At 69.8% G+C, this 13,120-nt stretch carries 9 protein-coding genes; 2 read left to right on the forward strand and 7 right to left on the reverse strand.

The annotated features are described in order from the left end of the window. Positions 1 to 172: 172 nt before the first annotated feature. From QSK15_RS25025 to QSK15_RS25050, 6 genes are all read right to left on the reverse strand, one after another. Positions 173 to 2,311 carry an alpha-glucuronidase gene (locus QSK15_RS25025; RefSeq protein WP_285796589.1) on the reverse strand — a complete coding sequence of 713 codons (2,139 nt, stop codon included), beginning with the start codon at positions 2,309 to 2,311 and terminating at the stop codon, positions 173 to 175. Continuing rightward, entirely contained in the window at positions 2,308 to 2,442 is a 135-nt protein-coding gene (locus tag QSK15_RS25030; protein WP_285796590.1) for a hypothetical protein, read from the reverse strand. Before QSK15_RS25030 ends, QSK15_RS25025 begins: the two co-directional genes overlap by 4 nt. Continuing rightward, entirely contained in the window at positions 2,439 to 3,128 is a 690-nt protein-coding gene (locus QSK15_RS25035) for a DUF624 domain-containing protein (protein WP_285796591.1), read from the reverse strand. The genes QSK15_RS25030 and QSK15_RS25035 overlap by 4 nt, the downstream gene beginning before the upstream one ends. An 83-nt stretch (positions 3,129 to 3,211) precedes the next feature. After that, positions 3,212 to 4,849 (reverse strand): ABC transporter substrate-binding protein, encoded by a 1,638-nt coding sequence (locus QSK15_RS25040; protein WP_285796592.1) that lies wholly within the window; start codon positions 4,847 to 4,849, stop codon positions 3,212 to 3,214. Between the two features lie 52 nt (positions 4,850 to 4,901). Continuing rightward, entirely contained in the window at positions 4,902 to 5,810 is a 909-nt protein-coding gene (locus tag QSK15_RS25045) for a carbohydrate ABC transporter permease (protein WP_285796593.1), read from the reverse strand. Further along, a complete protein-coding gene (locus tag QSK15_RS25050) occupies positions 5,807 to 6,796 on the reverse strand; it encodes an ABC transporter permease (RefSeq protein WP_285796594.1) in 990 nt (329 codons plus the stop codon). The genes QSK15_RS25045 and QSK15_RS25050 overlap by 4 nt, the downstream gene beginning before the upstream one ends. 296 nt (positions 6,797 to 7,092) lie before the next feature. On the opposite strand from QSK15_RS25050, the gene QSK15_RS25055 reads away from it, so the two are divergent. Next, positions 7,093 to 8,130, forward strand: a complete 1,038-nt coding sequence (locus QSK15_RS25055) for a LacI family DNA-binding transcriptional regulator (RefSeq protein WP_285796595.1) — start codon at positions 7,093 to 7,095, stop codon at positions 8,128 to 8,130. Between the two features lie 21 nt (positions 8,131 to 8,151). Beyond that, positions 8,152 to 9,201: an acetylxylan esterase gene (locus QSK15_RS25060; protein WP_285796596.1), complete on the forward strand. Its 1,050-nt coding sequence runs from the start codon at positions 8,152 to 8,154 to the stop codon at positions 9,199 to 9,201. 9 nt (positions 9,202 to 9,210) lie between these two features. Here the strand turns inward: QSK15_RS25060 and QSK15_RS25065 are convergent, their stop codons facing one another. After that, the gene (locus QSK15_RS25065; RefSeq protein WP_285796597.1) at positions 9,211 to 12,855 is read right to left on the reverse strand and encodes an nSTAND1 domain-containing NTPase; all 3,645 of its coding nucleotides are present in this window, start codon (positions 12,853 to 12,855) and stop codon (positions 9,211 to 9,213) included. Positions 12,856 to 13,120: the final 265 nt, after the last annotated feature.

A 13,120-nucleotide genomic window follows, 5' to 3' on the forward strand; every position in this document is an offset into this window, starting at 1 on the left:
ACCTTTCGCCGCCACGGTTCCGGCAGCGACCTGCGCTACGGCCGGCATTGACAGGCATGATCAGCGACTACCAGGTGCGAGAAATTACCGGGACATTCCCGGAACCCGTCAGACCCCGGTGAACGCGAGGTGACCGACGGCCCGACCGGGTGGTTGGGCCGTCCGCCGCCGCTCAGTAGATGTCCCGCCCTCGCTCGTCCGGCACCCCGGACTTGCGGAAGAAGTACGTGTTGATCTGGTCGCGCCACTCGGTGGCGCAGCGCACCTGCTCCTCCAGGCGCTCGGCGACCCGCTCGTACACGCTCGGGTCGATCATGCCGTTGAGCCGCTGCCACCGTCGCCGCATCGCCGTCACCTCCTCCACCCCCGCGAAGTGGGTGTCGTAGATGTGCTGGATGACCGTCGAGCCGCTGTGCAGCACATGCCCGTACGGCACGTGGTGGAAGAAGAGCAACAGCTCGTCGGGGCAGCTCTCGGGCGACTCGTACACCTGCGCCCAGTACGGCGGGTACTGGCCGGTGAAGCCGGTGCCCGATGCGCGGCTGCGGTCCACGCCGACGCCGTCGCGGTCAGCGAAGTGGTAGGTGCCCCACCGCGTGTACTCGTACCCGTCGACGCCGGGGCCGTAGTGGTCGCCGGGGTTGACCATGAAGCCGACGCCCAGCGGGGCGGTGTAGCGCTCATAGGTGCGCCACGAGTCGTCCATGATCTCGTGCAGTGTCCGCCGCACCAGCTCCGCGTCGGCGGTCGCCGACGGCGGGAAGGTCAGCGTGATCCACTCGTCGAGAATCGCCGTCGGGTCCCGCCGCGGGTCCCAGGCCAGCCGGCCGAACGTGTACAGGTTGGCCTGCGCCAACGGATGCCCGGTCCAGAACGGGTCGTCGCCGACGTTGGCGACGGCGACCATGCCGCCGCCCGCTGCCGCCTCCCCGGTGACCACGTCGGCGATCGTCCGCCCGCCCGGCCCCCAGGGGGCGAAGCTGAGCACCTCACTCCACCACGGGCCGAGGTGGCAGACGTGCCGCTGCTGGCCCGTGTACTCCTGGGTGACCTGCAACTCCACCGCCAACCGGGTCGCCGGCATCGCGGCGAGCACCGGTGAGATCGGCTCCCGCGCCTGGAAATCCACCGGACCGAACTTCACCTGGACGACCACGTTCGTGCGGAAGCGCCCGTCGAGCGGGGCGAAGTGATCGTAGGCGGCCCGCGCCCGGTCGGTGGACCGGTCCCGCCAGTCCTGGTGGTGGTTGTAGACGAACGCCCGCCAGTGCACCACTCCCCCGTGCGGGGCGAGCGCCTCCGCCAGCAGGTTCGCGCCGTCGGCGTGGTCACGGCCGTACGTGAACGGGCCCGGTTGCCCCTCCGAGTCGGCCTTCACCAGGTAACCGCCGAAGTCCGGGATGCGCTCGTACACCCGCCGGGTGGTCGCGGCCCACCAGACCCGCACGTTCTCGTCCAAGGGGTCAGCGGTCGACAGGCCACCGAGGACCACCGGCGCGGCGAAGCTGACCGACAGGTGCACCCGGATGCTGTAGCGGCGCAGCACGTCCGCGATCTCGGCCACGTCACCGAGCCGTTCGGTGAGCAGCAGCGCCTCGGTGCGGGCCACGTTGACGTTGTTCACCGAGATCGCGTTGACCCCGCAGGACGCCAGCAGCCGCCCGTACTCCCGCACCCGGTCCAGGTCGCCGCGCGAACGGCCGTCCCGCCAGAAGATCGAACCGCCGGCGTACCCCCGTTCGACCTGACCCATCACCGGGTGCACCGCCACGTTGTCCCAGTGGTTCAGCATCCGTCGGCGCAGCGCCGGCCGGTGCCACTCCGGGGGGCGGGCCGGGTCGAAGGCCGCCGCGCAGAGCCGGACCACGTGGAAGAGTCCGTACAGCAGACCGGCCGGCGCGTCGGACAGCACCACCGTCACGTCACCGGCCCGCGCCAACACGAAACCCTCGTCGCCGAGCGTCTCGCCGTCGCCCAGCTCGACCAGCGCCGCCTCACCGGCGGCACGGGCCGCCTCGACCGACGGGTTGGGCAGCTCAGCGGCGTCGCGCAGGGCGAGCACCAGGTCGACGTCGACGTCCCAGGACGGGGAGTGCCACACCAGCCCGCCGTAGCGCGCGCAGGCCTGCGAGACCTCGTCGAGGACGGTGTCGACGAGCAACCCCTCGCCGTGCACGAGGACGCGGCGCGCACCGAGCGACCGGAACGCCTCCGGGGGCAACCAGGCCGGGTGGACCCGCGGCCCGTCACCATCCATCGGCTCGTCGACGAACATCAACTGCTCCAGGTCCACTGACTCTTCGGCGTTCACCGGTCTCCCTCCAGCACGACGACCCGGTACGCCGGCAGTCGCAGGATGGCGAGCGCCGACAGCGGTTCGGTCTCCTGTCGCGGGTTGTCGTCGCCCCCGAAGGGCACAGCGGCGCTCAGGGGCAGGCTCATGTGGTGAACTCCTTCCGGATCAGGTGGATCATCGGCTCGCTGACGCGCAGGAACGCCAGGACGGCGATCGACGCGAGCAGCATCAGCACCGCCTCGGAGAGGACCGCGGTGACCCCGGCTGCCGCGGCCAGCAGCAGGACGTTCCCGACGGTGACGGCCGGGGTACGCACGAGGAAGTGCACGGCCAGTCGGAGCACGTCCCGGGTGCGGAAGTCGAACAGCGAGGTGATCACCAGGGCGTTGGCCGCGCCGAGTGTCACCGCCACCGCGATCAGCACCAGCGGCACCGTCCACCAGGTCGCCAGGCCGACCGCGTCCCGGTAGGCGAGGTTCAGGGCGAGCACGGTCAGCCACAGCAGCGTCGGCACCCAGATGCGCAGCACCCCGAACGCGTTCGCCCGGTAGCCACGCCAGAACAGGGCTGCCGGGCGCAGGTCGGTCAGGTCGGCTCGCTGCTGGCGCAGGGCGTACAGGGCGGCGGAGAGGGCCGGGCCGACAGGTACCAGGAAGAGCGCGACCAGCGGCAGGTTGCTGGGGTCGCGGCCCAGCAGCAGCAACGGGAGCAGGCCGGGCACCGTGGTGAGCAGCAGGAGCAGTTCGACAGCGAGCAGGATGTAGACGCGCGAGGTGATCCGCGACAGTGGTCCGTCGCCGAACTGTCGCCAGGTCTGGGCCGCGCCACTCACCATCGTTCCCTCTGATCGTCCGCCCGGTGGTCACCGCGAAGTCCGGTCGGGCCGCGACTGGCCGCCCGACCGGATCCCGCTGATCAGCCGTTGTTCTTCTGGAACCGCTCGTACGCCTTGTTGACCAGCTCGATGTACTGGTCGGAGTTCTTGGCCTTCAGCTCGGCCACGTACGCGTCCCACTCGCTCAACGGCCGCTGGCCGAGGGCGAACTTCAGCGTGTTCTGGGTGACGAAGTCCTTCAGCGGAGTCTCCCAGAGCGACACCTGCTCGCGTTCCTCGTCGGTGAACGGGCGGGGCGGGGGAACCTCCCGGGGCTTGCGGGCGTCCATCACCTTCTGGAACTCCAGCTCCTCCGGGGAGAAGAACCCGCGGACCAGGTCGGGGCTGCCGCCGTAGGCGAAGACGCCGTTCTGGAAGCCGAAATCCTTCTGCAGGTGTTTGGGCGCCTTCGGGTTGAGGCCGAGGAAGTCGACGCCGGGGTTGAGCGTGCGCTTCCCGGACGCGTCCTTGGTGAAGGTGGTGCCCTCGACGCCCCAGCGGGCGAACTCCAGGCCGGCGTCCGAATACCACAACCAGTCGATGAACTGCATCATGGCGACGAAGTTCTTGCTCTCCCGGGCCTTCGTGGAGATCATGATGCCGTTCTCCAGCCGGGGGAACGGGTTGATCTCACCCGCCGGGCCGACCGGCAGCGGGATCTTGGCCATCTTCGCGTTCGGCAGCGTCTTGGCCAGGTCGGGCCGGTGGTTGTTGACCAGCGTCTGCGCGTTGCCGGTGACCACGAAGGACTTGCCGTTGGCCAGCTTCTGGCGGGCCTGGTCGTCGGTCTGGGTGAAGCTCTCCGGGTCGAGCAGGCCCTCGGCGACGAGCTTGTGCAGGAACGTGACCATCTGCTTGTACTGCTCGGACGAGCCGGTGTAGGTGAACTTCTTCGCCGTCGGGTCCCAGGTGGCGTGCTGGAAGTCCCAGCCCGCGTAGGTGCCGTGCGACGAGCCGAGGAGGTTCAGCAGGGCGCCGGTCGGGGTGGGCTTGCTGAAGAGGTCCGAGTACGGGTAGACGTCCGGGTACTTGGCCTTCATCGCCTTGAGGACCGCGTACAGGTCGTCCCAGGTCTTCGGCGTCGGCAGGTTGAGCTCCTGCATGATGTCGGTGCGCACCAGCACCGTGTAGTCCTGCGTGGGCTTCTCGTGCAGCCCGGGCAGCAGGTAGAACTTACCGTCGGCCTGCCGCAGGTTGTCGATCTCCGGCTTGAGGTTCCACTTGGCGATCTTGTCCTTGAGGTTGGGCATCAGGTCCAGGTAGTCGCTCACCGGGAGGATCGCCCCGGAGGCCACGAACGCGTCCTCCTGCGGGTGGTACGTCTTCGGGATGATCAGCGGCGCGTCCCCGGCACCGATCAGGAGGCTGCGCTTCTGCTCGTAGTCGCTCAGCGGCACGGCGACCGGTTCGATGGTGACGTTGGTCCGCTTCGTCAACTCGGACCAGAACAGCCAGTCCTCCTTGAGCGGGTAGAACGTGTGGTTGTTGTAGAGGGTGGAGAAGGAGAGCGCCTCGGTGGCCTTGAACTGGTCGCCGACGCCGTACTCGGCCATCGCGCCGACCCGGTTCCCGGAGAGGTCCGTCGACTCACCGGGGTCCTCGGAACAGGCGGTGGCAAGCGAGAGCGCGAGCAGACCCGCGGTGGCTACCGCCACGCGGCGCCACGTCTTGTGGAGCATGGCTCGTCCTTTCAATGGTGGGTTCGGAGGTGCCGCGGTGCGGCGCTCGGCGTCATCCCTTGACCGCGCCGAGCATCACGCCGCGGACGAAGTACCGCTGGACGAAGGGGTAGACCGCCAGGATCGGCAGGGTGGTGAGCACGATCGTCACGGCCTGGAGGGTGGCCGCGGCCTGCACCTTGTCGGCGTCGGCAGCGGCCGACTCGGCGCTGGTGGCACCCGCGATGAGGTTGCGCAGGTAGACGGTGACCGGCAGCAGATCCTGCTGGTCGATGTAGAGGAACGCGGTGAACCACGAGTTCCAGAAGGAGACCGCGTAGAAGAGCACCATCGTCGCGATGATCGCTTTCGACAGCGGCAGCACGATCCGCAGCAGGATGCCGTACGTGTTCAGCCCGTCGACGGCCGCGGCCTCCTCCAACTCGTTCGGCAGGCTCTCGAAGAACGCCTTCATCACCAGCAGGTTGAACACGCTGATGGCGTTGGGAACCACCACGGCCCAGATGGTGTTCTTCATCCCCAGGCTGGTGACCAGCACGTAGTTGGGAATCAGGCCACCGGAGAAGAACATGGTGAACAGCGCGACGCCGACGAGAAAGGTGCGCCCCTTGAGCTGCGGCTTGGACAGCACGTACGCGTAACAGGTGGTCAGCACGATGGAGATGAGCGTGGCGACCACCGTGTACACCACGGTGTTGCGGTAGTTCGTCCAGAACAACGAGTCCGACATCAGCAGCTTGTACGCGGTCAGGTCGAACCCGCGCGGGACGACGGTCACCTTGCCGGCGATGATGTACGCCTCTTCGCTGAGCGAGCGGGCCACGATGTTGAGGAACGGGTACAGCGTCACGACCACGACGCCGAGCAGGACGACAGTGTTGACGACGCGGAAGATCCGGTAACCCCGGCTGTCGTCCGGCCCGCGGGTCTTCGGGGCGTCGATCTTCGTACCGAGGGTCACCACAGGCTCGTCCCCACCGTGCGACGGGAGATGACGTTCGCCGACAGGACGAGGATCAGCCCGATCACCGCCTCGAAGAGACCGATGGCCGCCGCGTAGCTGAAGTTGCTCGACTGGAAGCCCATCCGGAACAGATAGGTGGAGACCACGTCGGCGGTCGGGTACGTCAACGGGTTGTAGAGCAGCAGGATCTTCTCGAACCCGACGGCCAGGAAGCTGCCGATGTTGAGGATCAGCAGGGTCATCATCGTCGGGCGGATGCCGGGCAACGTGACGTGCCAGGTTTGGCGCAGCCGTCCCGCGCCGTCGATCCGGGCGGCCTCGTACAGGTCCTCGTCGATGGTGGTGAGGGCGGCGAGGTAGAGGATCGTGCCCCAGCCGACCGTCTGCCAGACCTCGGACGAGACGTAGATGGTGCGGAACCATTCCGGTTTCTGCAGGAATGCCACCGGGTCGCCGCCGAACAGGCTGACGAGTTGGTTGGCCGTGCCCTCGATCGAGGTCAGCTGCATGACCATCGCCGCCACGATCACGATCGACAGGAAGTGCGGCAGGTAGGAGACGGACTGGACGAACCGCTTGAAGCGGCGGGCCCGGACCTCGTTGAGCATCAGCGCCAGCACGATGGGCAGCGGGAAGCAGAACAGCAGGGTCAGCGCCCCGAGCACCAGGGTGTTGGTGAACACCTCCCAGAACGTCGGGTCGGTGAGGAACATCCGGAAGTAGCGCAGCCCGACCCAGTACTCACCGAAGATGCTGCCGCCCGGCTTGAACCGGCGGAAGGCGATGATGTTGCCGAGCATCGGCAGATACCGGAAGACCAGGAAGAACAGCAGCGGCAGGATGGCGAGGGAGTAGAGCTGCCAGTCCCGGCGCAGTGCCTGCCGCCAGCTTCGGCCCCGTCGCGCCGGGCGCGGAGCAGGGCTGTGCGCCTCCCGCGGTGAACGCGGCGGCGCCGGCGGCGGTGGCCGCAGGGTGGATGTCATCCACGACCTCCAATGCCGACTGGGGTACAGCCCCGATCCGAAACTTCACGATCCGAAACTTTCCGGAAACCTGCGCAACCTTTTCGGCAACCTAAGTGCCCCATCGATGACTGTCAAGGGTCTCAATCGGACCACCAGGCATTGTTCACTGCATACGGTGACTCTCCGATCGGCAATCCGTCGTCTATGAGCCGCGCGATGACCCACCAATGGCACCCCGACGTCGAGACCGACTGGCGTGAATGTCACATCATGTTAAGGTCGGCCGAAACTTTCGGATGTCGTATGGGGCTGCGATGACAGAGCACCGCCCGCTCGGCCCACCCGCCTCCACCACCATCGCGACCATCGCCAACGATGTCGGCGTCTCGGTCGCGACGGTGTCCAAGGTCCTCAACGGACGCGGCGACGTCGCCCCCGGCACCAGAGCCCGGGTGGAGGAGAGCCTCGACCGCCACCAGTACCAGCGCCGCGCCCGTCGGCACGCGACCAGCGGCGGTCGGGTGGGCCTCGTCTTCCACGAGTTCGACACGGGTTGGGCGATGGAGATCCTGCGGGGCGTCGAGGCGGTGACCTCCGCCGCCGGCATCGGGCTGTCCGTCGCCCAACTCGACGGCGCGCACCGACCGCCGGCACGATGGCTGGAGGCGTTGCTCGCCGACCGCCCGCTGGGTGTGGTGTTCGTCCTCTCCCACCTGGCCGAGGCGCAACAGCAGCACCTGCGTCGGCAGGGCATACCGTTCGTCGTCGTCGACACCGACAGCGCGACCTCGGCCTCCGTGCCCACCGTCGGGTCGAACAACTGGAACGGCGGCCTGCTCGCCGCTCGGCACCTGCTGGATCTCGGGCACCGCCGGATCGCCGTCATCTCGGGCCCGCCCGAGGTGCTGTGCAGCCGCGCCCGCGCCGCCGGCTTCCAGTCGGCCCATGAGGAAGCCGGGCTGGTGGTCGACCGCGAGCTGATCCGCTACGGCAGTTTCTCCGCCGGAGCCGGGCACGCGCACGGGCTGCAACTGCTCCAGCGGCCGGACCGACCCACGGCGATCTTCGCCGGGTCGGACATCCAGGCCATGGGGGTGCTCCGGGCCGCCCGCCAGTGCGGCCTGCGGGTGCCCGAGGACCTGTCGGTGATCGGGTACGACAACCTGCCGCTCTCCGCCTGGACCGACCCGGCCCTCACCACGATCAACCAGCCCCTGCGCGACATGGCCGGCATCGCCACCCAGATGCTGCTCGACCTGACGAGGGGAAACGAGCCGGCGACCAGCCGGATCGACCTGGTGACCGAACTGGTCGTCCGGGAGAGCACCGCGCCCCCCACACACCCGCACTGACCCCGGCCCCTGCGAGGACCCGTGCCCCACTTCGCCTTCACCCTCGACGAGCTTCAGCGCTACGCGCCCGAGGTCGCCGAGCCCGACGATTTCGACGAGTTCTGGCGGGACACGCTCGCCGAGGCGACCGCCGCGCCGGTGCTCGTCGACGTCCGTCCCGAGCCCACCGACCTGCGGCTGCTCGACTCCTGGGACGTCACGTTCGCCGGCTTCGGCGGTGACCCCGTACGCGCCTGGTACACCCGCCCGGCGGGGGTCCGAGAGCCGCTGCCGGCCGTGGTCGAGTACGCCGGCTACGGGCGCGGTCGCGGCCTGCCCCACGAACGGCTGACCTGGCCGGTGGCCGGGTACGCGCATCTGCTGATGGACAACCGGGGCCAGGCGGGCCAGTACGGCGCCGGCGACACCCCCGACCCGCACGGTGCGCCCGGCGGGCCCGCGCCGGTCACCTGGGGGATCCTCGATCCCCGGACCTACCACTACCGCCGCCTGATCACCGACGCGGTCCGGGCGGTCGAGGCGATCCGGGCGCTGCCCGGGGTCGAGGGCGACCGGGTCGGCGTGGTCGGCAACAGCCAGGGTGGCGGCGTCGCCCTGGCTGTGGCCGGCCTCGTCGACGACCTCAGCGCGGTGCTGACCACCGCCCCGTTCCTGTGCGACATGCGCCGGACCGTCGCGCTCACCGACCTGCCGCCGTACGGCGAGATCGCCCGGTACCTGGCCGTGCACCGGGAGGCCGAGGAGGCGGTCTGGCGCACGCTGTCCTATGTCGACGGCGTGAGCTTCGCCCGTCGAGCGACGGCGCCGGCGCATTTCGGGGTCGGCCGGCGCGACACCGTCTGTCCACCGCGAACCGCCTTCGCCGCCTACAACCACTACGGCGCCGCGAACGGCAGGCCGGTCCCACCGGAACGCGAGATGCACGTCTACCCGTTCAACGGCCACGAGGGCGGCGAGGCCGTGCACGTCCGGCGTCAGCTGCGCTGGCTGGGCTCGCTGATGCACCCAGCCCGGCACCGCCCCGCGCATCCGCTCGTCGACCGGACGTCACCTCGCGCACCGACACCGTGAACGTGCTGGTCACGGCTCCAGCAGGCGCTGGACCGGAGCACACGCCCGGCAGGGCCAGACGCGTACGGTGCCGTCGTCGTGGGTCGAGACGAGCCGCTCGCCGTCCGGACTGAAGTCGACGGTCTCCACGGACGCCCCGAACCCGTCGAAGGTCACCGACTGCGCGGCCTGCGACGAGCGCCACAGGCGAGCGGTGCCGTCCTTTCCGGAGCTGAGCACCCACCGCCCGTCCGGGCTGAACGACACGTGCCAGACGGGACCCTCGTGGCCGCGCAACACCATCGGCGCGACGCCGGTGGTGATGGAGTGGATCTGCACCGTGCCGTCGAAGCCGGCGCTGGCGACCCGTTCTCCGTCCGGGCTGAAGGCCACGGCCCAGACCAGTCCCTCGTGACCGGGAAGGAGCAGCGGATCGGCCGCCCCGAGGGCGTCCCAGATCCGCAGGGTGCCCTCCGCGCCGGCGGTGGCGACCTTCGTGCCGTCGGGGCTGAAGGCGGCGTACCGGATCTCCTCCGCGACCCGATGGACCACCGGGTCGCGCTGGCCGGTCAGGTCCCAGATGCGCAGGCTCCGGTCATTGCTGACACTGGCCAGGCGACGGCCGTCAGGGCTGAAGTCGGCGGTCCACGCCTGTTTCTCGTGCCCGCGCAGCACCACCGGATCGTCTCTGCCGGCAAGGTCCCACACCCGCACCGTCCCGTCGCTGCCGCCGGTTGCCACCCGCGTTCCGTCCGGGCTGGCCGTGAGGCCGTAGACGTCGCCGTCGTGGCGGCCGAGCAACCGAGGCTCGTCGGGCGCGGCCAGGTTCCAGACCCGCACCGTGCCGTCCTCGCCGCCGCTGACCACCCGCTGCCCGTCCGGGGTGAACACGGCGGACCAGGTGGCCTTGTCGTGGCCGCGCAGGATCACCCGTTCGCTGCCCGGATCCCAGACCCGCAGCGTGCCGTCGTCGGCGGCGCTCACCAGCCGCGATCCGTCCGGGCTGAACGCCACCGCCCAGACCCGGTTGGTGTGACCGCGCAGCACCAGCGGGTCGCCAGCGCCGTCGGCGTTCCAGATCCGTACGGTCAGGTCGTCGCTGGTGGTCGCGATCCACTGTTCGTCCGGGCTCAGCGCGAGCCCTTCCACTGTGCCCTCATGCCCCCGCAACACCACCGGAGCGCTCGACCCGGTCAGCGACCACACCCACGCCGTACCATCGCTGCTGGAGCAGGCCAGGCGGCTACCGTCGCGACTGAAAACCAGTGTCCTGGTGGCCGTGCGCGGCCCGGTCAGCGTCGTCGCGGCGGATCGTCCGGCCAGATCCCAGAGCCGCACCGTCGCGTCGTGGCCGCTGCTGGCCAACTGGCGCCCGTCGGGGCTGAACGCCACACCCACAGCGACCTTGGTGTGCCCCCGCAGCACCACCGGTCGAGCGCCGCCGCGGGCATCCCAGACCCGGACGGTGGTGTCCTCGCCAGCACTGGCGACCAGCCGTCCGTCGGGGCTGAACGCCACGCCCCACACCGGGCCCTCGTGCCCGCGCAGAACGATCGGCCCAGCGGTCGCGTCGACCTGCCAGATCCGGACCGTACCGTCCGAGCCGGCGGCGACCAACCGCTTGCCGTCCGGGCTGAACACCGGGTTCCAGACCTGCCCGTCGGGTCCGCCGGGGAGGGCCAGGCCCGGCCCGGAGACGCCGCGCCCGGTCCAGGTCCACACCCGCACCTCGCCGTCCGTCCCGGTGGCCGCCACCCGCTGCCCGTCCGGACTGAACGCCACGCCCAGGGCCTTCTTGCTGCTCATCGGCACGATCGCCTGGAGCCGGTCGTCGACGGCCGCCTGGCGGAGCACCATCTCCGCGTCGAGAGTCGGGCGTACGGTCAGCGCGCGCCTGGCGAGCCGCTGGGCCTGCCGCGGATCGATCTGCAGTTGGTTACCGGCCTCGACCGTCAGCTGCCGAGCAACAGCGAGATCCCGTTCTGCGGCCGCCCGGTTCGCCTGCACCAGGGCCACCGCCGCGAGGACGCTCACCACCACAACGGTTGCCGCGAGCCCGGTCAGTGCCACCCGGGTCCGCCGCCGTCGGGCCGAGCGACGCCGGGCCTCCCGGGCCCGGCTGGCCTCCAGAAAGTCCCGTTCCAGGTCGCTGAGGTCCAGCACCCGGTGGGCTCCCCAGAGCGCCAACTGAACCCCCCGGTACAGGAACCCGTCGACGCGGTGGTGCCGATGCCACTCGGCGGCGGCCTCCGTCAGCCTGCGGTGCGACCGCAACAGCTCCCGATCCTCGGTCAGCCAGCGGCGCAGCCGGGGCCACTCCTGGATCAGCGCCTCGTGGGCCACCATGACGCCCTTCTCGTCCGCGGTGACCAGCCGCGCGGCCGTCAACCGACCCAGCACCCCGGCCGCGGCCAACGGGTCGGCGCCACCCACCAGCTCGGCGAGGGGAGCCCGACGTCGGGTGTCCTCGGTGCCGTCACCGAGGGCGGTCAGCCGCAGGAAGATGTCCCGGGCCAGCCCTCGCTGCCCCTCGTCGAACTGCGCGTACACCCCTTCGGCGGTCCGGGTGATGGCACCGTTCACGCCGCCCGACTCGCGATAGTGGGCCAGCGTGATGCGCTTGCCCTGCCGCCGGCGTGACGTTTCCAGCAGTGCGTGGGACAGCAGCGGCAGCGCGCCCGTCTGACCGCCGACGTCGGCCACGGCCATCTCCACCAACGCCGGATCCACCAGCAACCCGGCGCGCTCGGCCGGGCCGGTGATCGTCCGACGCAGATCCTCGTCGTCCATCGGCCCGACCAGCAGTTGGTGCTCGTGCAGAGCTTCCACCAACGCCGGGTAGGCCGCACACCGACCATAGAAGTCGGCCCGCACCCCCAGCACCACACGCGCCCCGGGAAGGTCCGCCGCGGCGAGCAGCGCGGCAATGAAGCCCGATCGCTCCTCCTCGTCGCGGCAGAGCGTGAAGAGCTCCTCGAACTGGTCCACCACGATGAGCAGGCGTGCGACCGACGGACGGGAGTCGAGAATCCGCCCGATCGTCGCGCGGATGTTCGCCGGATCGTCGGTCAGCTCGCTCTGGACCGTGTCGCGAGCCAGATCGTGGCCATTCACGAGCTGAGTCGCGAGTTCCTCGACTGGGTGTTCGCCGGGCGTCATCAGCACAGTGGCCCAGGCCGGCTGACCGTTGCCGGGATTCTCGGCCACGGCCGCTAACAGGCCGGCGCGGAGCAGGGATGACTTGCCCGCACCAGACGGGGCGAAAACAGCGACGAACCGCAGACGGGTGAGCATTTCACACAGTTGAGCCACCATGCGCTCGCGTCCGAAGAACCATTCCGAGTCCTCCGGCTGAAAGGCCGCCATTCCCCAGTACGGCCCCCGGCTGACCTCCGTCGTGCCGGCGGACGCCACGCTGGCGATCAAACTGTGCCACCGCTCGGTCCACTCGGCCAGATCGCCGTCACACGCGGCCACGTACGCGAGTGTCACCTGGAGGCTCGGCACGGTCTCGCCGCTGGCCGCCTTCGCCAGGGTGGTCACCGAGAAGTGCGCGCGCCTGGCCAGTTGGCGGTACGTCGGCGTCCCCGCCTTCGCCCGCAGTTTCCGCAGGTCGAGCGCGAATCGCTCCAGCTCACCCGCCTCCGGGTCGAGCGGCCGCTCAGGTCTGCCCACGTTGTCCCCCGTCGAAGAGTTGTTTGTCAGCCTCGCGACACCATTGGCAAACAATCCATGGGGGACTATATCTAGTTTCGTGATCGCCGATCGGCGACTGTCAGATAGCAGGCATCGTACGACGAGGTGTACGGGCGGCTTCGACAGGCGACGCGATCGGCGGCACGGAGGGAAACGGGGAGGGCGGTGTGACGCGCGCCAGAAACGGCATCGGCGTTGTTACCGACAACACTGGTGACCGTCCTGGGATCGGGGGGCGTCACAC

This window comes from Micromonospora sp. NBRC 107095, from assembly GCF_030269705.1.
GTDB classification, from domain to species: domain Bacteria; phylum Actinomycetota; class Actinomycetes; order Mycobacteriales; family Micromonosporaceae; genus Micromonospora; species Micromonospora parva.

Bases quoted from the DNA above. Each gene is read 5' to 3' on its own strand.
- QSK15_RS25050 (WP_285796594.1), bottom strand. From the start codon at position 6,796: ATGACATCCACCCTGCGGCCACCGCCGCCGGCGCCGCCGCGTTCACCG.
- QSK15_RS25030 (WP_285796590.1), bottom strand. From the start codon at position 2,442: ATGAGCCTGCCCCTGAGCGCCGCTGTGCCCTTCGGGGGCGACGACAAC.
- QSK15_RS25040 (WP_285796592.1), bottom strand. From the start codon at position 4,849: ATGCTCCACAAGACGTGGCGCCGCGTGGCGGTAGCCACCGCGGGTCTG.
- QSK15_RS25055 (WP_285796595.1), top strand. From the start codon at position 7,093: ATGACAGAGCACCGCCCGCTCGGCCCACCCGCCTCCACCACCATCGCG.